The sequence below is a fragment of the Streptomyces sp. NPDC040718 genome, from assembly GCF_055593565.1.
This window is the reverse complement of the sequence record NZ_JBVIXO010000012.1, coordinates 1-21,340: the sequence shown is the minus strand read 5'-3', so window position 1 is coordinate 21,340 and position 21,340 is coordinate 1. Positions and strand designations below refer to the sequence as shown.

Genomic DNA, 21,340 nt, shown 5'->3' with positions numbered 1-21,340 from the left:
GCCCCGGGCCTCAGGCGTCGGGGTCGACGCCGCAGTAGCCGGCGAAGGCCTTGAGGATCTCGTCCTCCGAGATGCGGCCGTCGCCGTCCGCGTCCAGGGCCGCCGCGACCTGGACGGCCAGGGCGGGCGCGGTGCCGAGGACGCGCAGCACGCGGGCCGCCGCCGCCGGGCTCGCGCCCGCGCCGTCCTCGTCCGCCACCGCGACCACGGCCGCCAGGAACGGCCGGGCGATCTCCGCGAACCGCTCCGGGTTGTCCCGGAGCCGCTTCGCCGCACCGGTGACGAACTCCTCGCGGGAGACGCGCTGGTTGCCGTTCACGTCGGCGATTCCGGCCATGCCCTGCCAGAAGGCCTCGGCGCCGTTGAAGACGGCCTGGCCCTTCTCCGAGCGTGCGGCCGTACCGAATTCGGCCAGCACGGCCCTTGCCGCCGTGCTGAAGTCCTCCCGGTCGATATAGCCGGACCCGTCCTGGTCGAAGGTGGTGAATCGGGCGGCGATCTTGCGCTCGTACTCTGCGCTGTCCATGTTCGGCTTCCGCCTTCACGTGTGCGTTGGGGCTGCGGTCGGGGTTCAGATCAAGACAGGCAGGAGCGTAAGGCCTACGTGGCCTGCCCGTTAAGCGAAGCGGTCAAGGAGGTGGCCGCATCGAACCCGCGCACGGGGAGCGCGCCGGGGCGCGTACGCGTGTACCAGCGCGCCCGCTCGGGCGGCGTCTAGCACGGCGGTCCCGCTTCCGGGGGGAGGTTCTCGCAAAACCGGCGCGTTCCATCCGTTGCCCACTACATTTGACGGGTCGACACACGGCTGGAGGCATGATGGCGAAGGACGTTCCACCACGCTGGGACCGTCGCATGCAGCAGCGCCTCGCACGCGGCGAGGCCGCCGCGCTGGGGGAGCTCTACGACCGCTTCGCCTCGTTGGTCCACAGCCTGGCCCACCGGGTCCTCGGGGACGAGAAGGCCGCGGACCGCATCACCCGCGAGGTCTTCGGCTACATCTGGGAGAACCCGGACGCCTACGACCCCAAGCAGGGCTCCATGCGCTCCTGGGTCGCCCGCATCACCCAGGGCCAGGCCGTCGCCCGGCTGCGCCAGGCCGAACTGGGCCGCGGCTCGCGCGAGGAACTGGAGCAGAAGGTGCGCAGCGCCAACGCGGCCGCCCGCGCGGACTACATCGTGACCTCCATGCCCGCGCCGCTGCGGGCAGCCCTGGAGCTGGCGTACTTCAAGCGCCGCGACTACCGCCAGGCCGCCGCCGACCTCCAGATCAGCGAGGACGAGGCACGGCGCAGGCTGCGGCTAGGCCTCCAGCTGCTGTCGACCGCCAACGTCCTCCCCCGGGAGGACACCGCCCCGCCCGGATACGGCCCACGCGGATACGGAACGCCCCGATGACCGGACCCTCCGAAGACACCCCCGACGACGCGTACGAGCGGCGGGCGGGCGGTCGCGCACGGATACCGGGTCCCCGCGCGGCCGGTGACGACCTGAACGCCCCCGAGATTCTCCCGCCCGCACCGCCCTCGCACGCCGTGCTGAAGTCCCTGCTCGGCGCGTGGGCGCTCGCCGCCTGCTCCGCGGAGGAGACCCAGGCCGTCGAGGACCACCTCACCGAGTGCGCGCCCTGCGCCGAGGAGGCGCTGCGGCTGCGCGACGCGGTGGGCCTGCTGCACCCGGAGGAGAGCCTCGACCTCAAGCCGCTGCTGCGCTCGCGGGTGCTGGAGGACTGCCTGGGCAAGCGGCCCGCCCGCATCCCGGTACCGGTGTGGGCGAACCCGTACGACACCGAGACCGCGCGGCTCGACGCGCTGCTGCGGGACTTCGGCGACTCGGAGTGGCACACCCCGGTGCGGCTGAAGTGGTTCGAGGAGGAACGCCGGCGCTCGCACCGCACCACGGTCGCGGGGGTGATCGGGCACCTGCTCACGGTGGACGGGCTGATCGCGACCGCGCTGGGGCTGGACGACCCGCTGGGCCCCAAGGCGCCGCCGGGCGGCCCGGCCGACCGTACCGAGCACTTCTGGAACTCCTCCCACTACCCGGCCACCCGGCAGGTCCGCGAGCCCTGGCGGACCCAAGGGCACACGCTGGTCCGCACGGTCTCCTTCGCGGGCCGGGGAGTGGCCGAACTGGGCGTGGACTACGGGGGGTTCGCGCTGCCGCTGGGGGACGCCTTCCTGGAGCGGGCCTTCGAGTGCTGGGTGCACGCCTGGGACATCGCGGAGGCGGTGGACTACCCGTACGAGCCGCCCTCGGGGCCGCACCTGCACCGGATGATCGACCTCGCGGCCCGGCTGCTGCCCGGCGCCCTGGCGGGCCGTCGCCGCTCGGGACTGGCGGCGCCGGCCCGCGGCCTGGTCGCGGCGGGCGCTCCGGGGCGGACCCTGCACCTGGAGATCGAGGGCGCGGGCGGGGGTTCCTGGGACATCGCCCTGGACTCCCCGGCGGCGAAGCCCTCGCCGGAGCACACGGTGGCGGAAGTCGCCCTGGACGGGCTGGAGTTCTGCCAGCTCGCTGCCGGGCACATCTCCCCTGAGGAGGCCGCGGTCGGCCAGACCGGCGACCGGGAGGCGATCCGGGACGTGCTCTTCGCCGCGGCCTCGCTGAGCCGGCTGTAGCGGCTTCGGGAACACGCGCGTACGCGGCTCCGGTGGTCCGGAGCCGCGTACGGGGTGGTGGGGATCAGTTGCGGGTGGCGAGCATCTGGGCGCTGCCGTCGCCGAGGCCGGCGATGGCGACCTTCTGGGCGCCCATGCCGGTGGCCCACCAGCCCTGCCAGTTGCCGCCGGCGTAGCGGGCGGCGTGGTAGGCCTTGCCGTCGTTGCCGACGGCGAGCATCTGGGTGTCGCCGCTGGGCATTCCGGTGATGGCGAGGCTGGTGGCGGCGAAGCCGGGGGCGCCGCCGTATCCGTCGACCTTGGCCCAGCCCTGCCAAGTGCCCGTCGCAGTCCGGACGTTGTGGTAGACGAGGCCGTCGTTGCCGGTGGCGAGCATCTGGGTGTCGCCGTTGGGGAGGCCGGCGATGGCGATGCTGCCGGCCTGGAAGGTGGTGGCGGAGCCGACGCCGGCGACGGCGTTCCAGCCGGTCCAGGTGCCGTCGACGGCGCGGATGGCGTGGTAGAGGTTCCCGTCGTTGCCGACGATCAGGGTCTGCGTCGAGCCGTCGGGGAGACCGGCGGTGGCGATCTTCTTGGCCTGCCAGGAGCCGACGCCCGTCCAGCCCGCCCACGTACCGCTCTTGAAGCGGGTGTTCTGGTAGATCTTCCCGTCGTTGCCGATGGCCATGACGTTGGCGTCGCCGTTGCCCATGCCGGCCATGGCCTGGTCCTTCGCGGCGAAGTTCGCCGCACCGCCGACGCCGGGCAGGGCCGCCCAGCCGGTCCACTGGCCGTTGCCGTAGCGGGCGGTGTGGTACAGGTTCCCGTCGTTGCCGGTGGCCAGGGTCTGCGTGGAGCCGTCCGGGGTGGCGGCGATGGACTCCTGCGAGGCGTTGAAGAACGCCGCGCCGTCGAAGCCGTTCAGCGCCTGGAAGCTCTGCCAGCTGCCGTCGACGAGACGGGTGGCGTGGTAGAGGTCGCCGGCCTTGCTCACCGGGGCGGGCGGGGTGGTGTCGCCCGGGTACGGGTCCGCGTGGTCGTAGGCCAGCCCGGCGGCCGCACCGCAGCTGCCCCAGGCGCCGGCGCCCTGGCCGGCGAGGATCTTCTCGGCTATCAGGATCTGCTGCTTCTTGGTGGCCTGGTGGGGGTAGGCCGCGTAGGCCCTGCCGCCGAAGGAGTCCCAGGTGCTCTTCAGGATCTGGAGACCGCCGTAGTAGCCGTTTCCGGTGTTGATGCTCCAGTTGTTGGTGCTCTCGCACTGCGCCACCTTGTCCCAGGTGGTGACCGAGGCGGCCTGCGCGGAGCCGGCTCCGATGGTTGACAGGGCGACGGCTGCGAGTGCGGTGGCGGTGATGACGGCGAGGCGGGGGCGGCGGGCGGCGGTACGGGACATCGCTGGGGTCTCTCTCTGGCGTGGCGGGAAGGGCGGCGCGGGGCGGGGCCGGCCCACCGGGCGTGGTGGGCCGGCCCGGGTGCTCAGTTGCGGGTGGCGAGCATCTGGGCGCTGCCGTCGCCGAGGCCGGCGATGGCGACCTTCTGGGCGCCCATGCCGGTGGCCCACCAGCCCTGCCAGTTGCCGCCGGCGTAGCGGGCGGCGTGGTAGGCCTTGCCGTCGTTGCCGACGGCGAGCATCTGGGTGTCGCCGCTGGGCATTCCGGTGATGGCGAGGCTGGTGGCGGCGAAGCCGGGGGCGCCGCCGTATCCGTCGACCTTGGCCCAGCCCTGGAGGGTGCCGTCGGCGAAGCGGATGTTGTGGTAGACGAGGCCGTCGTTGCCGGTGGCGAGCATCTGGGTGTCGCCGTTGGGGAGGCCGGCGATGGCGATGTTGCCGGCCTGGAAGGTGGTGGCGGTGCCGGTGCCGGGGAGGGCGTTCCAGCCGGTCCAGGTGCCGTCGACGGCGCGGATGGCGTGGTAGACGTTGCCGTCGTTGCCGACGATCAGGGTCTGGGTGGAGCCGTCGGGAAGGCCGGCGACCGCGATCTTCTTCGCCTGCCACGAACCGACCGGGGACCAGCCCGCCCACGTACCGCTCTTGAAGCGGGTGTTCTGGTAGATCTTCCCGTCGTTGCCGATGGCCATGACGTTGGCGTCACCGTTGGACATGCCCGTCATGGACTGGTCCTTGGCCGCGAAGTCGGCGGCGCCGTCGTAGCCGGAGAGCGGGGACCAGCCGGTCCAGGTGCGGTCCGCGTAGCGGGCGGTGTGGTAGAGCTTGCCGTCGTTGCCGGTGGCCAGGGTCTGCGTGGAGCCGTCCGGGGTGGCGGCGATGGACTCCTGCGAGGCGTTGAAGAACGCCGCGCCGCCGAAGCCGTTCAGCGGGGCGAAGCCCTCCCAGCTGCCGTCGACGAGACGGGTGGCGTGGAAGAGGTCGCCGGCCTTGCTCACCGGGGTCGAGGGGGTCTCGGCCAGGCCCGCCGGGCCGACGAAGGCGAGGGCCCGGCCGGCGCCCACCGGGCTGGAGTTGGTCTTCCAGTTGAACCAGGAGCGGAAGCGCACGCCGCCGCTCTCGTTGCCGCCGACCGTCTGGATGTCGTCCCCGTCGACCGCGACGACGATGTTGACGTGGTCGGCCTCGCCGTCGTTGAGGTTGCCGTCCCTGTCGTAGAGGACCGCGTCACCGACCTGCGGGGTGCCGTGCAGCGTCCCCTTGTTCTTGCCGTACTGGTAGATGCTGACGGCCGCCGGGCTGATGCCGGAGGTGTTCGCGCCGGCCTTGTTCCACACCCACTTGGTGAACTCCGCGCACCAGGCGCCGGGGTACTGGCAGTTGTAGTCGCCGCAGGTGTTGCCGACCTGGGCACGGGCGATCGTGGCGACCGCCTGGGACTCGGCCTGCGCCGAGGCCGCGGGCAGGGCGAGGGCCAGCATCGGGGCGGCGACGAAGGAGGTGAGGGCGATGGTGAGCATGCGGGAGGAGCGGCGCGCGGTCATGGTGGTGTCTCCAAGAGGACATGGCGGCCCGGGGCGGCAGGGCCGGGAAGTTTCGGGTGTGGTGGCCCGCGGGCGTGTGCCGCGGGCAGGCCTGGTCGAGGCCGGAAGGCGTGGGGCGCGCACCGTGGTGCCGGTGGGACGGCTGCCCTGCAGGAACAGCGGTCGTGGGAACCGGGCGGACGGTGGGCGGTAGAAGGCGCCGCGAAGGTGCGGCGGGGGTGGTGCGGGGGTGTGCGGTAGGTCAGTTGGCGATCAGGGGGCCCAGCGAGTAGTGCCGGGCCGTGCCCGTCCCGAGGACGGCGGCGAGGAGCGCGCGGGCCTTGTCACGGGCCTGGGCGTCGTTCTCGGCCCGGACGAACAGGGCCACGCTCATCCCCTCCGGGACGGGGCGCACCCGTACGTGTTCGAGGGCGTGCTGTGGGCCGGCGTGGGCCCAGAGGGCGTCCTGGAGGAGGCTCGCCCCGCTCTCCGTACCCGGTGCCCCGGTGTGGCTGACGAGGGGCAGTCGGACGAGGAGCATGCCGCTCAGTCCCACCCGATGCAGCGGTCCGCGGTGTTGCGGGGCGCGATGGTGCGGAGCGCGGTGAGCTGAGCGGTTCTCGACATGGCGGTGCCCCCTGGCTGACGACTGGTTCGGGTGGATCCGGAAGGCGGTTTTCCGGGCTTCCGGGGGCGGTTTCGCCCCGGTGGCCCCGGCTTCGGGTTTCGTTCCCGCCGCCGTTCCGGTGAGCACCATCCTGCTGGGCCCGGAACCCCCGTGGAAGGCTTCCGGACCGGCACCAAGGGGCCTGTCACCTTGGTGCCAGCCGTCGCTCGGAGCCGGGTCGCGCCCGGCTCGGGTTCAGCTGTAGCGCTCGCGCAGCCGGTACTTGAGCACCTTGCGCAGGGCGTCGTTGCGGGGCAGCGCGTCGACGAGTTCCAGCTGCTCGGGCAGCTTGTGGGGGGAGAGTCCCTGCGAGCGCAGGTACGCGGTGACCTGGGGCAGGGTGAGGGGGGCGGCGCCGGGCGGCTGCTCGACGACGGCGCAGACGCGTTCGCCGCGCTCCTCGTCGGGCAGGCCGATGACGGCGGCGTCGGCGACGCCGGGGAGCTGGTGGAGGAGGTCCTCGACCTCCTTCGCCGAGATGTTCTCGCCCTTGCGGATGATCACGTCCTTGCTGCGTCCGGTGAGGACCAGGTGGCCGGACGCGGTGAGGTGTCCGAGGTCGCCGGTGATCAGGTAGCCGTCGGCGTCGAAGGCCTCCGCGGAGCCCCCCAGGTAGCCCTGGCAGACGGCCTCGCCGCGCAGCCGGACCTCGCCGTCGGTGCCGGCGGGCAGGGGGGTGCCGTCGGGGGCGGTGATGCGGATGGACATGCCCCGCGGGGGGCGGCCCTCGGTGGTGGCGAGGTTCTCCGGGGTGTCGTCGGGGGACCCCATGGTGATCATCGGGACTTCGGTCATGCCGTACCCGTGGGTGAGCTGGCACCCCAGCTCGCGCACCACCGCGTGGTAGATCTCCGGGGGCTTGGGGGCGCCGCCGCCCGCGAGCAGCCGCAGGCTCGGGAGGAGCTTCGCCGAGGGGTCCTTGCGCTGCTCGGCGAGGAACATGGAGTAGAAGGCGGTGGAGCCGCCGGCGATGGTGACCCCGTGGCGGCGGTAGCCCGCGAGCGCGTCCGGCATCGCGAACTTCTCGAAGAGCACCGCCGGGAACCCGTACAGCAGCAGCATCACCGTGTAGTCGGGCCCGGCTATGTGCGCGTACGGGAAGGCCATCGAGCCGATGTCGGCCGGGGTCAGGCGCAGGGCGTGGGCGAGGCAGGAGCCGCCGGCGATGAGGGAGCGGTCGGTGTGCAGGACGCCCTTGGGGTCGGAGGTGGTGCCGGAGGTCCAGTAGATCCAGCGCACGGAGGTGCCGTCGGCGGGCGGCGGGGGGAGTACGGCCGGGTCGCCGTCGGGGAGGTTCGCGTACGCCTCGAAGACCCCGCGGGCGCCGAGCCGGTGGGCCATGGTGGTGTGGTCGAAGCCGCGCCAGTAGCCGGGTACGGCGAAGAACTCGGCCTTGGACTCGCGCAGCGCGAAGCCGACCTCGCGGTCGCGGTAGAAGGGGATCACGGGGGACTGGACGGCGCCGAGGCGGGCGAGGGCGGCCGACAGCAGGACGGTCTCGATGCGGGTCGGGAGCTGCCAGGCGACCACGGTGCCGGGGCGTACGCCCATGCCGTAGAGGCCCGCGGCGACGCGTTCGGCGCGGTCGCGCAGGGCGCCGAAGGTGAGGGTGCGGTCGGCGGCGCCCTGCTCGGTGGAGGGCTGCTCGGCGGCCTCGATGAGGACGGTCGCGGCGGGGGTGAGGGCGGCGCGGCGGGCGATCAGCTCCCACAGGGTCGCGGACCGGCCGAGTTCCGTGGCGGTGGCCGTGGCGTCGTCCGCCGTTCCTGTTTCCGTCGCTGTCGCTGTCGCCGTCGCTGCTTCCATCGCCGCGGCCGATTCCGTGGTCGTCATCGCGGACCTCCCCTGGGCGCGCCGGCCGGGTCGCCAGCTGACGGTTAGTCAGATCAAGGGCAGAGCGTAGGGCTCCGGCGCTTGTCGGTCCAGGGGTGGCGGGGCTAGCTTGTTTCTGACGGTTCATCAGATTGGGGAGAAGGAGCGCGAGCGCATGGCACTGGAACTGCCTCGGATCATCAGCGTCGACGACCACGTGATCGAGCCCGCCCACCTCTTCGACGTGTGGCTGCCCGCGAAGTACCGCGACCGCGGCCCGAAGGCCCTCACCGCCGGGATCGGGGAGCTGGAGTACACCGGCGGCAAGTACGTGATCTCCATGGACCCCGACGGCCCGCCGACCGACTGGTGGATCTACGAGGACCTGAAGTTCCCGTACAAGCGCAACATCGCCGCCGTCGGCTTCGACCGCGACGACATGACCCTGGAGGGCATCACCCGCGAGGAGATGCGCCGCGGCTGCTGGGACCCCAAGGCACGGCTCCTCGACATGGACCTCAACCACGTCGAGGCCTCCCTGTGCTTCCCGACCTTCCCGCGCTTCTGCGGGCAGACCTTCGCCGAGGCCCACGACAAGGAAGTGGCGCTCGCCTGCGTGCGCGCCTACAACGACTGGATGGTCGAGGAGTGGTGCGGCGACAGCGGCGGCCGGCTGATCCCGCTGTGCATCATCCCGCTCTGGGACATCGACCTCGCCGTCGCCGAGATCCGCCGCAACGCCGCCCGCGGGGTCCGGGCGGTCACCTTCTCCGAGATCCCCACCCACCTCGGGCTGCCGTCCATCCACTCCGGGTACTGGGACCCCTTCTTCGCCGTCTGCCAGGAGACCGGCACGGTCGTCAACATGCACATCGGGTCCTCCTCCCAGATGCCCGCCGCCTCCCCCGACGCCCCGCCCGCCGTCCAGGCCTCCCTGAGCTTCAACAACGCCATGGCCTCGATGATGGACTTCCTGTTCAGCGGGGTGCTGGTGAAGTTCCCGACGCTGAAGCTCGCCTACAGCGAGGGCCAGATGGGCTGGATCCCGTACGCCCTGGAGCGCGCCGACGACGTCTGGCAGGAGCACCGCGCCTGGGGCGGGGTCCGCGACCTGATCCCCGAGCCGCCGTCCACGTACTACTACCGGCAGATCTTCTGCTGCTTCTTCCGCGACAAGCACGGCATCGCCTCGCTGGACGTCGTCGGCCGCGACAACGCCACCTTCGAGACCGACTACCCGCACGTTGACTCCACCTTCCCGCACACCAAGGAGGTCGCCCTCGACCACGTCAAGGGCCTCGACGAGGAGACGGTCCACAAGCTGATGCGCGGCAACGCCATCCGCATGCTCGGCCTGGACCTGGTCTGACATGGACCTCTCCCACACCGAGGAGGAGCAGGACTTCCGGGCCCGGCTGCGCGAATGGCTCGGGAAGGTGCTGCCCGAGCTGCCCGCCAAGCCCTCGCCCGACGACTGGCCCGGCCGGCGCGCGTACGACCTGGGCTGGCAGCGCAGGCTGTACGCCGCCGGGTACGCGGGCCTGCACTGGCCCGTCGACGCCGGCGGCCGCGGCGCCACCCCGACCCAGCACCTGATCTTCCTGGAGGAGACCGAGCGGGCCGGCGCCCCGTACGTCGGCGCGAACTTCGTCGGCCTGCTGCACGCGGGACCGACCATCGCCGCCGAGGGCACCGCCGGGCAGCGGGCGCGCTGGCTGCCGCCCGTACTGCGCGGGGAGGAGGTGTGGTGCCAGGGCTTCAGCGAGCCCGGCGCCGGCTCCGACCTGGCCTCCCTGCGCACGCGGGCGGTGCGCGACGGGGACGAGTACGTGGTCACCGGCTCCAAGATCTGGACCTCGCACGCCGAGGTCGCCGACTGGTGCGAGCTGTTGGTGCGCACCGACCCGGCGGCGCCCAAGCACCGCGGGATCACCTGGCTGGCGATGCCGATGGACGCGCCCGGCGTCACGGTCCGGCCGCTGCGCACGCTGGCCGGGTCGGCCGAGTTCGCGGAGGTGTTCCTGGACGAGGTCCGGGTGCCCGTCGCCAACCGGGTAGGCGCCGAGAACGACGGCTGGCGGGTCACGATGGTGACCCTGTCCTTCGAGCGCGGCACCGCCTTCGTCGGCGAGGTCGTCGCCTGCCGGCGGACCCTGGGCGCGCTGGCCCGGGCCGCGAAGCGGAACGGCCGCTGGGACGACCCGGCGCTGCGGCGGCGGCTGGGCCGGCTCCACGGGGAGTTCGGGGCCCTGTGGAGGCTGACGCAGTGGAACGTCAGCGAGTCACAGGTCTCGGGCGGCGTCCCGGGCGCGGGCGGCAGCGTCTTCAAGCTGGCGTACTCGCACGCGCGGCAGGAGCTCTACGAGGCGGCCGCGGCGGTCCTGGGCGCGGAGTCCCTGTCCCTGGAGGAGGAGTGGACCGCGGAGCGGCTCTCCTCGCTGTCGTACACCATCGCGGCGGGCACCTCCCAGATCCAGCACAACATCGTGGCCGAGCGGATCCTCGGCCTCCCGAAGGGACGGTGAGCGGTCGTGGACTTCCGGCTGACGCAGGACCAGCGGGACGTGCGGGCGGGCGTCCGGGACCTCCTCGCCGGGCGGTACGGGCGCGAGGCGCTGCGGTCCGCCGTCGACGGGGGCGTGGCGGTGGACCGCGCCGTCTGGCGGGAGCTCGGCGAGGCGGGCTTCTTCTCCCTCCGGCTGCCGGAGTCCGAGGGCGGGGTGGGCCTCGGCCTGCCGGAGGCGGTGCTCGTCTTCGAGGAGGCCGGGCGGGTGCTGCTGCCCGGGCCGCTGGTGGCCACCCACCTGGCCGCCGGAGCGGTCCCGGGGGCGGCTTCGGGCTCGGCGGTGGTGACGGCCTTCGACCTGGACGGGCCGCTGGTGGCCCACCTGGGGGAGGCGGACGCCGTGCTGGGGATGCCGGAGGTCCCGGCCGGGGTGCCGGTGCGCTCGGCGGACCCGCTGACGCCGCTGTGGCGGGCCTCCGGGGAGCCGGTCCCTCCCGGATACCGGGACGAGGGGGCGCTGCTGACGGCGGCGCTCCAGGTCGGGAGCGCGCTGCGGACGGTCGAGCTGGCGGTGCGGTACGCGGGGGAGCGCGAGCAGTTCGGGCAGCCCATCGGGGGCTTCCAGGCCGTCAAGCACCTGTGCTCGCGGATGCTGGTGCGGGCCGAGGTGGCGCGTACCGCGGTGTACGCGGCGGCGGTGACCGGTGACCCCGCCGAGATCGCCGCCGCCAAGCTGCTCGCGGACGGGGCGGCGGTCCGCGGGGCGCGGGACTGCCTCCAGGTGCACGGCGGGATGGGCTTCACGTGGGAGGCGGACGTCCACCTGCACTTGAAGCGCGCCTGGGTGCGGGCGGAGCAGTGGCGCACGGCGGAGGGGGCGGAGGAACTGCTCGCGGAGGCGCTGCTGGCGGAGTCGTCGGCGCCGTAGCGGGGTGTTACGGGAGGGCGCGGGAGGGGCACGGCGGGGACGGCGCGGGACGCATGTCCGATTACGGAGAGTTGATATCGGTTTGTGTCCTTCGCCCGCCACGATGCGGCCCGGAGGCGGGGGCGTACCGCGATACGCTCCCACGATGCGAGCGGTTGAGCGGCGTGAGCGTCGCACAGTATGCACCACGCCTACTCCTTCGCGCTGGAATATGCCCGAAGCGCTTGTTGTGGTGACTGTATGTCAACCATGCTGCTCGGCACGGGGATCACAGTCGGTGATCCCATCCTGTCGCGAGGCGAAGTGTCCGCCGGTTCGGATGGTGTGAGCGGTGCAGGTGCTTCAGGTACAGCTTGAGGTAGGACCCGACCCCGCCGAGGTCGGCCGTGCGCGCCGGTGGGCGCGGTCCCGGCTGGCGGGCTCGGGGATGGGGGACGACGAACCGCTCGCCGAGACGCTGATCCTGCTGATCTCCGAGCTGGTCACGAACGCGGTCGTGCACACGGGCTGTCCGGCCGTGCTGCGGATGCTGTTCGGGGGGCCGGGGGTGCGCGTGGAGGTGGCCGACGCGAGCGACCGCGCCCCGGCCCGCCGGCAGGCCGGCGGGGACGACACCGGCGGGCGCGGGCTGGAGCTGGTGGACGGTCTCGCGGACCGGTGGGGCTGGCAGCGCGAGGGCGCGGGCAAACGCATCTGGTGCGAGATCGACCGCGCGGCGGGCGGCGTGTCGGAGGCTCCAGAGCAGGCCCCGAAAACCTGTGGGCTTATGCGGGAACCGCGCGTGTACCTCTAACGAGGTGTTGACGGTTCGTCACCCGTTGATCACCCTGGTGGTGAGCGATTCGTCGCGAGGGGACGCCAAGGGTCCTGTGCCTTGACGAGTGCGGGTCGTGGGGTGGCGGCTGCCGTGCCGCGCTCGGGGCGTGCACGACCGCACGCCGCCACCCGCAGGTCCCGCCGCTGCGTAGGCTCGGCCCGTGGCCGACCTCTAGGCTCTCGAACTCGCCCTCGACCTGGACGCCTCCACCCCGGAGCCGGTGCTCGCGCTGATCCGCGACCACCTGAGTCAGGGCCGGCCCCGCGGGGGGATCACCCGTACGTCGCCTCCGCGTGCCCGGATCCAGTCCTCCAGGTCGGTGCCGGCGAGGGCGGTGCGGGTGCCGTCGGCCGCCACGTGTTCCGCCGGGCCGAACACGGTGCCGGTCAGGCCCGCCACGCGGGTGGCGTCGTCCAGTGTCACCTTGAAGCCGTTCTCCCGGAGCACCGCGCCGCTGAGGTCGGCCCCGCGCAGGTCGGTGGCGTGCAGGCCCGCCCCGAGGATGCGGGCGCCGCGCAGGCTCGCGCCGCGCGCGTCGGCCCCGTACAGCTCGGCGCGTACGAGGTCGGCGCCGTCGAGGACGGTGCCGCGGAGGTCGGCGCCGTCGAGTTCGGCCCGTACGAAGCAGGCGCCGGTGGCGTCGGCGCCGGACAGGTCGGCGCCCTGGAGGTGGGTGCGGTGGAAGCAGGTGCCGACCAGGCGGGTGCCGGTCAGCCCGGTGCCGCAGAACAGGGACGAGGAGAAGTCGGCCCGGGTCAGGTCGGCGCCGCCGAGGTCGAGGTCGGTCATGTCGGTCCCGCCGGGCTTGCCCTCGGCGCCGTCCTCGACCCACTTCCAGAGCCAGCCCGCCGCCTCCGGGTCGGCGGGCAGCAGCACCCGCCACGGCAGTACGGACGGCCGCCGCAGCCGGTACCAGGGTGCGGTCGCCGGGTCGGCGCCGAGCTCCTGGCCGCCGTCGTCGACGGTGACGGCCCGGAAGCGGGCGTCGAGGGCTTCGAGGCGGGGATCGCCCTCCAGGTCGCTGCCGCTCAGGGTGTCCCGGGCGTCCAGGTCCTCCGCGTACATGTCGGCCCCGTACCAGCGCAGCGGCTGCCACCCGGCTTCCATGCGGCCGATCAGGTCGGTCCAGGCCCACAGGCGGGGGTCGGTGCCCGGGGGCGCGAAGGGCACGGTCCGGACCAGCTCGGGCAGCCCGCGTACGGAGGCGTCGGGGAATGCCGCCACGCCGGCCTGGGTGGCGGTGACGCGGAGCGCGGGGAGGTCGTCGCCGTCCAGGTCGTCGACGCTGGCGTAGGTGGACCCGCCGCCGGGAGTGAAGGCGTGGTAGATCCACGGCAGGGTCGCGTGGTCGATCAGTACGGCCGTGCCCAAGCCCCGGGCCAGGGCCCGCGCGACGGTCTCGGCGGACGGCGGACCGGGGACGGCCGGGCCGGCGTACACGTTGAGCTGGCAGGAGATGTTCAACGGCTCGAACCACAGGATCGCGCACTGGACCGGGGTGTCCCACCGCCAGCCGTCGTACTCCCCGTCGAGCCCGACCTCGACGGCGCCCTCGCCCATGGCGAAGACGGCGTCGAGTATCGGGCCGAGGGCGGCCGGGTCGGGTCGGGCGGCGACGAGGAAGCCGTAGGCGCGTCCGGTCACCAGGCGGCTCCGTGGCCGGTGTACCGGGCTTCGATGCCGGCGATCACGAGCCGCAGGCCTTCCTCGAAGCCCTGGTCGTAGTCCTGGAAGAGGTCGGCTCCGGCCTCGGCGGACAGGGGGAACTCGGCGAGGCGCTCGGCGCGTTCGGCGACGTCGTAGCCCTCGCGTCGTTCGCCGGGGAGCGGTTCGACGCCCTGTTCCTCGGTGACGAAGCCGAGGGTGAAGAAGTACGCGGTGGTGGTGGCGCGGACGGCTTGGTGGAGCGTGAAGCCGGCGCCGGTGAGGGCGCGCAGGTGCTCCTCCATCTGGGTCGCGTGCTCGGTGCCGGTGAAGCGGGAGCCGCTGAAGACCTTCGCGCCGTCGCGGTAGCGGAGCAGGGCGGCGCGCAGGGCGCGGTTGGCGGCGAGGAGGCGGTCCTGCCAGGGGAGGTCCGGCGGGAGCGCGGCGTCGGCGGTCATCCGGCGGTACATCTCCGTCGCCATCTCGTCGAGGAGCTCCTGCTTGTTCTTGAAGTGCCAGTACAGGGCGGGTGCCTGGACGTCGAGCTCCTTGGCGATGGCGCGCAGGCTGAGCCCGTCGAGGCCGAGCTCGTTCAGCAGGCGGAGGGAGGTGTCGACGGCCTGCTTCTTGTCCAGCTTGGGGGTTCTGCGGGTAGCCACGCTTGACAGCTTAACAGCGTTAAGTGCACCCTCGTGGAGCCAGCTGCTTAACAGCGTTAAGGAGAAGTGGGATGAACGTGGACGTACTGATCGTCGGCGCGGGTCCGGCCGGCCTCGCACTCGCTGTGGACCTCGCCCGGCGCGGCGTGCGCGCGGTTGTCGCGGAACGCTCCGCCGGCCTCTTCCCCGGCTCGCGCGGCAAGGGCGTCCAGCCACGCACGCTGGAGGTCTTCGACGACCTCGGCGTGTACGACGCGGTCCGCGCGGTGGGCGGCCCGTATCCGGTCGGGATGATCTGGCAGGACGGGAAGCGGGTCGGCGAGCACGCGATCCTCGACGCCGACGAGACCGGGCAGGCCGGCGAGGACGCCCCGTACGCCGAGCCGTGGATGGTCCCGCAGTGGCGCACCCAGGAGATCCTGCTGGCGCGGCTGGCGGAACTGGGCGGCGGGGTCGCCTTCGGCCGGGAGCTGGTCGGCATCGCGCAGGACGCGGAGGGGGTGACCGCCGAGTTCGCCTCCGGCGCCCCCGTTCGGGCGCGGTACGCGGTCGCCGCCGACGGCGGGCGCTCCACGGTGCGGAGGGCGCTCGGCATCGGCATGACGGGGGAGACCGTCGACCCGACGCCGATGCTGGTGGCCGACGTACGCATCACCGGCCTCGACCGCGACCACTGGCACGTCTTCCCGCCGGCCGAGGGCGCGGGCTTCCTCGCGATCTGCCCGCTGGCCGGCACGGAGGACTTCCAGGTGACGGCCGGACTCCCGCAGTCCGAGGGCCCCGTGGACCTCTCCCCTTCCGCGATCCGCACCCTGATCGCCGCCCGTACGCACATCTCCGCGGACGCCGTCACCGAAGTCCGCTGGGCATCGGACTTCCGGCCGCGCGCGGCGGTGGCCGACCGGTTCCGGGAGGGGCGGATCTTCCTCGTCGGCGACGCGGCGCACGTCCACTCGCCGGCGGGCGGGCAGGGGCTCAACACCAGCGTGCAGGACGCGTACAACCTGGGCTGGAAGCTGGCGGCCGTGCTGCGCGGGTCGGCCCCGGACACCCTCCTCGCCACGTACGAGGAGGAACGCCTCCCGGTCGCCGCCGAGATGCTCGGCCTGTCGACCCGCATCCACCGCGGCGAGGCCCGCCGCGGCGCGGCCACCCGCCAGCTCGGCCTCGGCTACCGGGACTCCTCCCTGGCGGTGGAAACCCGCCCCGGCCTCCCGGCGGACGCCCTCCGCGCCGGCGACCGGGCCCCGGACGGCCACCGGGGCGGCACCCGCCTCTTCGACGCCTTCCGCGGCCCGCACTGGACCCTGCTGACGGTGGGCGCGGCCCCGGAGCCCAGCCTCCCGGGGGCTCGCCCCATCCACATCCCCGCGTACGAGGCGTACGGCGACGGCGTGTTCCTCATCCGCCCGGACGGCTACGTGGCCTGGGCGGGCGCGACGGGGTCGGAGGGCCTGGCGGCGTACGCGGCGGGGGCGGGGGTGTCACCCCAGGGCGAGTAGCGCCGGCGTCCCGAATGCGCTGGTGTTGACCGGATGCGGACATGCCGCGTTCGGCCCAATGGTGGGGGAGGGGTGGAGGGGCGGCGGAGGCTGGGGGCCTTTGGGTCGGTCATGGGTCAGGGGGCTTCTTTGGGCGGTGTGCGCGAGTGGGGCTCCGGGCTGGGCGGGGTCCTGCGGAGCGATGGGCCCGCGGCTGCGCGGATCCTGGTGACCGTCGTCGTCGCATGGCAGGTGGCGTTGTGGCTCGGGGCCGATCAGCCGCCCGTGTACGCGGCCGTCGTGCCGCTCGTGGCGCTGCGGGGGGATCCGGTGACCGCGCTCGGGGCTTCGGTGCAGCGGTCGCTGGGGGTGGTGGCGGGGGTGCTGATCGGGATCGCGGTGGTGAACCTGCTGCGGCCCTCGACCGCCGCGCTGGCGGTGGTGGTGGCGCTGGGGCTCGGGGTCGGGATGCTCCTGCGGGCCTCGGGCGGGCTGAACATCCAGGTCGCGGCGTCCTCGCTGCTGGTGTTCGCCAGTACCTCGCCGGACGCGTACGCCTGGCACCGGGTGTGGGAGACGGTGGCCGGCGCGGTGGTGACGGTCGGGCTCGCGCCGCTGTTGTGGCCGCCCGACCCGTACCGGACGCTGGCCGGCATCGCCGAGGACTGCCGGGTGCGGCTGACCCGGTCCCTGACCGGCACCGCCGCCGTGCTGGGCGGGGAGCCGGGTGCCGCGCGGGACAACCTCGCCCTGGTCCGGGCCCATGCCGACGCCGTCCACGAGGGCGCCGGACGGGCGCGTGAGGCCGAGAAGGGCATGCGGTTCAACCCGTTGCGGCGCCGGCACCGGGAGGACGTACGGGTCCTGGCGCGCGGGATCGCCGCCGCCGACCGGGTCGCCGGGGAGGTGGTGGTGCTGGCCGGGGAGGTGGCGGTGTTCACGGGCCGGGAGGAGCTGCGCCCGGACCTGGCGCGGGCGCCGCTGGCAGAGCTCGCGTCGCTCGTGGCGCGGGCCGTCGAGGACGGCCTGGGTGGCGCCGGTACGGGTCCGGCGGTGGCGGCCGCCCGCGCGGCCCTGGGCGAGTACAGCCGTACGGATTCCAGGCCCGTCGCGGTGGCGTTGCGGCGGCCGTTCGTACGGATCCTGGAGTCGCTAGGGGGCTGAGGCCCGGCGGACCATCTCGCCGATCCATACGGGGGCGAAGGGGGAGGTGCAGCCCGGGGAGGTCGGGTAGTCCTTCAGGACCTCCAGGCGCTCGCCGATGGCGATCGCGCGGGCGCGGAGGGCGGGGTGCTCGATGCCGATCTGGGCGAGGCAGTGGTTCATCGCCCACTGGAGCCGGTCCGGGGCGTCCTTCATCTCGGCCTCGATGAGGTCCAGGAGGCCCGGGAGGTCGAGTCCCTCGGGGTTCTTCGCCACCCGGTCCGTCGTCAGCGCCCAGCCGGCGCTCGCGACCACCGGATCCGGGTCGGCGAACCAGGCCAGGCGCAGCTCCTCGGCGTGCGGGCTCTTCTTCACGACGTAGCCGACGAGCCAGTCCTGCACCTTGGGGGTGCGGGCCCCGCGCAGCATGGTGTCCAGCTCGGCGCGGTCGTACGCCTTGGGGCGGCAGATCAGGAGCGCGAGGAGACGGGCGTCGCTGTTGCCGGTGGCCCAGAGCTCGCGGGCGAGGTCCTGCTGCGTCTTGAGGCGTTTGGCGACGGCACGCAGCTTGGTGAGGTTCACGGCGTGGTCGTCGCCGTGGCGCGCGTTCACGGCGCGGATCTTCGGGTCTTCGAGGCCGGCCAGCTCGGCCGTCACCTCGGTGAGCGTCGGCGTGGGCGCTCCGGTCACGTGGCCTCCTCCTGCTCCTCGCGCAGCCATTCAGGGCAGAGGTGCAGATGGTATTCGGCAGTGGCGAGCATTCTGACGATCTCAAGGGGCGGTTCGCGGAACTCGCCCATGATCACGGCGTAGGGATCCAGGCGATGGACGTTGCCGTCCTGGCCGAGCGCTTCGAGTACGTACCGGTACCCGACCGGACCGTCGGGGTCGTCCTCGATCCGCCAGGCGGCGCCGTGTCGCCGGATCATCACGTCCGCGAGGTACGACACCAGGTCGGAGTGGAGCGTGATCCAGTCCGACTGTTCGAACTCGTCGAGCGGAGCCCGGTCCACGTAGTCCTGGAGGGCCGGGATCAGGGCGTACGGCTCGGCTTCGTACGCCTCGGCGGGCACTCCCAGCATGTCCGCGATGCCGCGGACGTTCCGGGAGCCCCCGTCGTGCCATTCCTGGACGCTCACTCTGGGGGCCATCAGACCTCGAACTCGCCGACCCAGGAGCGCTTGAGGAGGTGCTCGGGCAGGTACGGGGACTCGACGTTGACGGGGATGCCGCCGTCGTAGGCGAGGCAGGTCACGGCGAGGACGCCGATCGGTACGAGGCCGTCGATGTCGTTGGCGCGTTCGGGGGTGGCGGTCCAGTACCGCTTGTGGAGTTCCAGGGCTTCCAGGAGCGTGGTGTGGAAGCCTTCTTCGTCCTGGCGGAGGAACTTGTAGAAGAGGTTGATCGGGGGGTAGGCGACCTGCTGGATGTAGTCGCGTCCGGCGATGACGGCGACGTCGGGGTGCGAGCGTTGGAAGGTCAGGGTCAGTTCCGGGACCAGTTCGGGGCGCTTGAGCCAGTAGGCCTGGAGGGTGGCGACCCAGTGGTAGAGGTAGTCGTCGTGGTCGGCGCCCGAGGCGCGCAGCACGTCGATCGGGAGCTCGCACAGCTCGGTCATCTTCGGCTGGTCGCGCGTGATGATCGCGTACCAGAACGCCTCGATCCATGCCTCCGCGTTCGCGTCCCACGAGGGGCCGGATGCCGGCAGGGTGCGCATCGCGTGGTGGATCCGCACCTCGGTGGTTCCCTCGGTCATCGCCGCCGTGCGGAACAACGCGGATCCCAGCTGAGCCGCGTCGACGACGGCCTCCCACGTGCCCAGCTCGGCGGCCTGCGGGTCGACCCCGAACCGGGCGTTGACGTTGAAGGTGCCGTCCTTCCACGCCGACTTGAGCTTCCGGGGTGATGAAGAGAGGTCCTTGAGGTCCTCGATCAGATCCTCGGTGAGCCCATCGACCCAGGCCGCGCTGGTCGGCCGCGGCCTCGAATGGCCGGCCACGAAGACGGTCATCGCTTCTCCTGTTATTTGGTGAGGTCGAAACGGCGAAGAGTGTATCCGGCGTAAGTGCCCGTGTTATCGGCTCCCTTGACGACGACGTAGTCGATCCGCGGGGGATCCGCGTCCAGCGCCGCCTTGAGGGCTTTGTACAGGTCCCTTTCGCTGTCGATGTCCCTTCCGCGCTTCTTCATTTGCTTGAGGATGTCCTCGAAGTACTCGCGGGTTCCCTGCGAGACACGCTTACCGCCGATCCGGCGTTCGCCCAGGTCCGTGGTGACGTGGCTCTTCGCCTCGACCACGACGTACCGGTCACCGTGCTTGTAGACCTGGTCGAACTGGTCGTTCCCGTTGGCCGGGCCGTGCAGCGTTTCTTCCTTGGCGCCGGGGAACTCCTTCGGTATCGCGTGTTCCCTGGCTATGGCCTCGCCGTACGCCTCGCTCTTCTTGGAAAGGGCTTCGTGGAGCGGCGCGTGCTCTGCCCTGGCCGCGTCGAGGGCAGCCTGGGTTTCCGCCGTGTTGTGGAGCTTGTGCGCCTTCTTGGCCTCGCCGTAGGCGTCGTGGGGCCCCTTGTCGGCGGTGATGGCGTCGTGACGGTCCTTCGCGGCCTGGTCGAGGGAGTTCCGCATTTCCTTGGTGACGAGGACGTCCTTGTGGTCGACGGACTTAGCCTTGCCCAGGTAGTCCGGCGGCACCGGCGGCGGAATGTCCGACTTCGGCACCCAGACGTCGGGAGCGGTTTCCACGAGCTGCGGCGGTACCAGGCCGGTGTGGTCCGGGACGTCGGCGCGCAGGCGGTAGCCGAGCTTGTTGTAGTACTTCTTGAAGTAGGGGTCCGTCGGGTCGTTCGCCCGGTGGACCTGGTACTCCATGATCTGCCGCTTCTCGGCGTCCGTGTACTTGTGGGCGTTCTCCCGGTGGGGCGGCAGCTCGGGCCGTCCGCCGTTGCCCGGGTTGTCGGGGAGTCCGCCGCCCTGGTGCGGGACGGTGGGTCCGTCGCCGTGGCCGCCGCCGCCCGTGGTGGGGCCGTCGCCGTGGCCGCCGGTGGAGGGGGTGTCCGTGTGGCCGCCACCGGTGGGGGTGGTGTCGGTGTTGCCGTGGCCTCCGGTGCCGCCGCCGGGTTCGGTGTGGCTGTTGTGCGGCATGTTGTCGGCGGTGCCGCCCGGGGTGTGGTGGGTCGCGGTGCCGCCGGGGGTGTGGGTGGCCGTGCCGCCCGGGGTGTGGGTGGTGACGTCTGCCGTGTGGGCGCCGACGCCGACGGGGACTTCCTGGCGCTTGGGAACCTCGGCCAGGGGGTGGTCCGATCCCTTGGGGACGGAGGTGAGGTCCTGCTTCGGGAGGCCCTTGTGGTCCAGGAGCTGGTTGGTGACCTTGTCGAAGTACTGCGGTCGGCCGAGCGCGTCGTCGGTGAGCTGGACCGTGTCGTCCGGGTGGGGGAACTTGATGCCGGGGGCGTCGGCTTTGGGGAGGTCCTTCCACACCACGTCGTCGATCTTCGGGAAGGCGCCGTCGACCTTGCCGAGGTTGGCGAACAGGTCGCCGATCTTCAGCTTCGCGAGCGAGCCGGCCTTGCCGATGTAGGTGATCGGGTCGATGAGGCGGCCCGTCTTGCCGGCCACCGAGAGGACCTTCGCGACCGCGCCGGTCTTCGCCGCGGTGCCCGCGCCGCCGGTGAAGACGGTCGTCAGGACGTTGAAGGTGACCGCACCCGCCGCGCGGGCCGGGTTCTTGCCCCACTCGTCCCAGGCGACCAGGGCCTTGCCGGTCTCCTTCATCGCCGTGCGGGAGTCCTTCAGCCAGCCCGGGAGCTGCTTGTCGTCCGCCATCCAGAACGCCGTGCCGACACCGGGGATGGAGGTGATCGCCAGACCCGTGGCGAGCTTGGCCAGGCCGGTCCAGGCCTGGCCGGCCGCGTCCCAGCCGTCCACGCCCACGAGGGTGCCGAGGCCGCGGATGGTGCCCCAGATCCCGTCGACGATGATGCCGTCCCACACGAACGACTTCACCCAGTAGCCGACCTCCCACGCCCGGTGGGTCTCCTCCAGCTGCGAGCCCCACGGCAGGTCCTGGACCTTGTTGAGGTCGTCGGCCTTGTAGCCGTACATGTTCGCGCCGTTGGAACCGTCATTGACGGTCAAAGGCGGCGCGCAGTACAGGGCACGGATCTTGTTCGCACAGGT

At 72.6% G+C, this 21,340-nt stretch carries 19 protein-coding genes; 8 read left to right on the top strand and 11 right to left on the bottom strand.

From position 1 onward, the window contains the following. Positions 1-10: 10 nt before the first annotated feature. On the bottom strand, positions 11-526 hold the full coding sequence (locus ACZ597_RS26310) for an EF-hand domain-containing protein (RefSeq protein WP_471334764.1): 516 nt from the start codon (positions 524-526) through the stop codon (positions 11-13). 290 nt (positions 527-816) lie between these two features. On the opposite strand from ACZ597_RS26310, the gene ACZ597_RS26305 reads away from it, so the two are divergent. Both ACZ597_RS26305 and ACZ597_RS26300 read left to right on the top strand, forming a co-directional pair. Further along, the gene (locus ACZ597_RS26305; RefSeq protein ID WP_007265652.1) at positions 817-1,395 is read left to right on the top strand and encodes a sigma-70 family RNA polymerase sigma factor; all 579 of its coding nucleotides are present in this window, start codon (positions 817-819) and stop codon (positions 1,393-1,395) included. Further along, positions 1,392-2,618 carry a zf-HC2 domain-containing protein gene (locus tag ACZ597_RS26300; protein WP_471334761.1) on the top strand — a complete coding sequence of 409 codons (1,227 nt, stop codon included), beginning with the start codon at positions 1,392-1,394 and terminating at the stop codon, positions 2,616-2,618. Before ACZ597_RS26305 ends, ACZ597_RS26300 begins: the two co-directional genes overlap by 4 nt. Before the next feature lie 64 nt (positions 2,619-2,682). Here ACZ597_RS26300 and ACZ597_RS26295 read toward each other — a convergent pair whose 3' ends face one another. The 4 genes from ACZ597_RS26295 to ACZ597_RS26280 form a co-directional block, all read right to left on the bottom strand. Continuing rightward, complete coding sequence (locus tag ACZ597_RS26295; protein ID WP_471334759.1) at positions 2,683-3,990, bottom strand: transglycosylase family protein; 1,308 nt, start codon at positions 3,988-3,990, stop codon at positions 2,683-2,685. 83 nt (positions 3,991-4,073) lie between these two features. Beyond that, positions 4,074-5,528, bottom strand: coding sequence for a CHAP domain-containing protein (locus ACZ597_RS26290; protein WP_471334756.1), 1,455 nt, complete (start codon positions 5,526-5,528; stop codon positions 4,074-4,076). A 241-nt stretch (positions 5,529-5,769) separates the two neighbouring features. After that, positions 5,770-6,048, bottom strand: coding sequence for a hypothetical protein (locus ACZ597_RS26285; RefSeq protein ID WP_471334753.1), 279 nt, complete (start codon positions 6,046-6,048; stop codon positions 5,770-5,772). A gap of 321 nt (positions 6,049-6,369) precedes the next feature. After that, the gene (locus ACZ597_RS26280; RefSeq protein ID WP_471335175.1) at positions 6,370-7,980 is read right to left on the bottom strand and encodes a class I adenylate-forming enzyme family protein; all 1,611 of its coding nucleotides are present in this window, start codon (positions 7,978-7,980) and stop codon (positions 6,370-6,372) included. Between the two features lie 181 nt (positions 7,981-8,161). Here ACZ597_RS26280 and ACZ597_RS26275 point away from each other — a divergent pair, with 181 nt between their 5' ends. The 4 genes from ACZ597_RS26275 to ACZ597_RS26260 all read left to right on the top strand — a co-directional run bounded on the left by ACZ597_RS26275 (position 8,162) and on the right by ACZ597_RS26260 (position 12,213). Beyond that, positions 8,162-9,355: an amidohydrolase family protein gene (locus ACZ597_RS26275; RefSeq protein WP_471334750.1), complete on the top strand. Its 1,194-nt coding sequence runs from the start codon at positions 8,162-8,164 to the stop codon at positions 9,353-9,355. A 1-nt stretch (position 9,356) separates the two neighbouring features. Then, complete coding sequence (locus ACZ597_RS26270) at positions 9,357-10,511, top strand: acyl-CoA dehydrogenase (RefSeq protein WP_471334748.1); 1,155 nt, start codon at positions 9,357-9,359, stop codon at positions 10,509-10,511. A gap of 6 nt (positions 10,512-10,517) precedes the next feature. Further along, positions 10,518-11,420 (top strand): acyl-CoA dehydrogenase family protein, encoded by a 903-nt coding sequence (locus ACZ597_RS26265; RefSeq protein ID WP_471334746.1) that lies wholly within the window; start codon positions 10,518-10,520, stop codon positions 11,418-11,420. 331 nt (positions 11,421-11,751) lie between these two features. Beyond that, complete coding sequence (locus ACZ597_RS26260) at positions 11,752-12,213, top strand: ATP-binding protein (RefSeq protein WP_471334743.1); 462 nt, start codon at positions 11,752-11,754, stop codon at positions 12,211-12,213. 273 nt (positions 12,214-12,486) lie between these two features. On the opposite strand, the gene ACZ597_RS26255 is transcribed toward ACZ597_RS26260, so the two are convergent. After that, positions 12,487-13,881 carry a pentapeptide repeat-containing protein gene (locus ACZ597_RS26255; protein WP_471334740.1) on the bottom strand — a complete coding sequence of 465 codons (1,395 nt, stop codon included), beginning with the start codon at positions 13,879-13,881 and terminating at the stop codon, positions 12,487-12,489. Next, the gene (locus ACZ597_RS26250; protein ID WP_471334737.1) at positions 13,878-14,540 is read right to left on the bottom strand and encodes a TetR/AcrR family transcriptional regulator C-terminal domain-containing protein; all 663 of its coding nucleotides are present in this window, start codon (positions 14,538-14,540) and stop codon (positions 13,878-13,880) included. The genes ACZ597_RS26255 and ACZ597_RS26250 overlap by 4 nt, the downstream gene beginning before the upstream one ends. Before the next feature lie 71 nt (positions 14,541-14,611). Here ACZ597_RS26250 and ACZ597_RS26245 point away from each other — a divergent pair, with 71 nt between their 5' ends. Then, positions 14,612-16,042 carry an FAD-dependent monooxygenase gene (locus ACZ597_RS26245; RefSeq protein WP_471334734.1) on the top strand — a complete coding sequence of 477 codons (1,431 nt, stop codon included), beginning with the start codon at positions 14,612-14,614 and terminating at the stop codon, positions 16,040-16,042. 138 nt (positions 16,043-16,180) lie between these two features. Further along, positions 16,181-17,185: an FUSC family protein gene (locus ACZ597_RS26240; RefSeq protein WP_471334731.1), complete on the top strand. Its 1,005-nt coding sequence runs from the start codon at positions 16,181-16,183 to the stop codon at positions 17,183-17,185. On the opposite strand, the gene ACZ597_RS26235 is transcribed toward ACZ597_RS26240, so the two are convergent. The 4 genes from ACZ597_RS26235 to ACZ597_RS26220 all read right to left on the bottom strand — a co-directional run. Beyond that, a complete protein-coding gene (locus ACZ597_RS26235) occupies positions 17,174-17,854 on the bottom strand; it encodes a DNA alkylation repair protein (protein WP_471334729.1) in 681 nt (226 codons plus the stop codon). The two genes, ACZ597_RS26240 and ACZ597_RS26235, sit on opposite strands and share 12 nt — an antisense overlap. After that, a complete protein-coding gene (locus ACZ597_RS26230; RefSeq protein WP_471334726.1) occupies positions 17,851-18,315 on the bottom strand; it encodes a hypothetical protein in 465 nt (154 codons plus the stop codon). Before ACZ597_RS26230 ends, ACZ597_RS26235 begins: the two co-directional genes overlap by 4 nt. Further along, positions 18,315-19,175, bottom strand: coding sequence for an immunity 49 family protein (locus ACZ597_RS26225; RefSeq protein ID WP_471334723.1), 861 nt, complete (start codon positions 19,173-19,175; stop codon positions 18,315-18,317). The genes ACZ597_RS26230 and ACZ597_RS26225 overlap by 1 nt, the downstream gene beginning before the upstream one ends. 11 nt (positions 19,176-19,186) lie before the next feature. After that, positions 19,187-21,340: hypothetical protein (locus ACZ597_RS26220; RefSeq protein WP_471334721.1), on the bottom strand; the 2,154-nt coding region annotated here is incomplete at its 5' end.

What these genes read in the sequence shown, in the direction of transcription:
- ACZ597_RS26230 (WP_471334726.1), bottom strand. Translation starts at nt 18,315, where the DNA reads ATGGCCCCCAGAGTGAGCGTCCAGGAATGGCACGACGGGGGCTCCCGG.
- ACZ597_RS26300 (WP_471334761.1), top strand. Translation starts at nt 1,392, where the DNA reads ATGACCGGACCCTCCGAAGACACCCCCGACGACGCGTACGAGCGGCGG.
- ACZ597_RS26270 (WP_471334748.1), top strand. Translation starts at nt 9,357, where the DNA reads ATGGACCTCTCCCACACCGAGGAGGAGCAGGACTTCCGGGCCCGGCTG.
- ACZ597_RS26225 (WP_471334723.1), bottom strand. Translation starts at nt 19,175, where the DNA reads ATGACCGTCTTCGTGGCCGGCCATTCGAGGCCGCGGCCGACCAGCGCG.
- ACZ597_RS26310 (WP_471334764.1), bottom strand. Translation starts at nt 526, where the DNA reads ATGGACAGCGCAGAGTACGAGCGCAAGATCGCCGCCCGATTCACCACC.
- ACZ597_RS26305 (WP_007265652.1), top strand. Translation starts at nt 817, where the DNA reads ATGGCGAAGGACGTTCCACCACGCTGGGACCGTCGCATGCAGCAGCGC.
- ACZ597_RS26275 (WP_471334750.1), top strand. Translation starts at nt 8,162, where the DNA reads ATGGCACTGGAACTGCCTCGGATCATCAGCGTCGACGACCACGTGATC.
- ACZ597_RS26280 (WP_471335175.1), bottom strand. Translation starts at nt 7,980, where the DNA reads ATGGAAGCAGCGACGGCGACAGCGACAGCGACGGAAACAGGAACGGCG.
- ACZ597_RS26295 (WP_471334759.1), bottom strand. Translation starts at nt 3,990, where the DNA reads ATGTCCCGTACCGCCGCCCGCCGCCCCCGCCTCGCCGTCATCACCGCC.
- ACZ597_RS26290 (WP_471334756.1), bottom strand. Translation starts at nt 5,528, where the DNA reads ATGACCGCGCGCCGCTCCTCCCGCATGCTCACCATCGCCCTCACCTCC.
- ACZ597_RS26285 (WP_471334753.1), bottom strand. Translation starts at nt 6,048, where the DNA reads ATGCTCCTCGTCCGACTGCCCCTCGTCAGCCACACCGGGGCACCGGGT.
- ACZ597_RS26245 (WP_471334734.1), top strand. Translation starts at nt 14,612, where the DNA reads ATGAACGTGGACGTACTGATCGTCGGCGCGGGTCCGGCCGGCCTCGCA.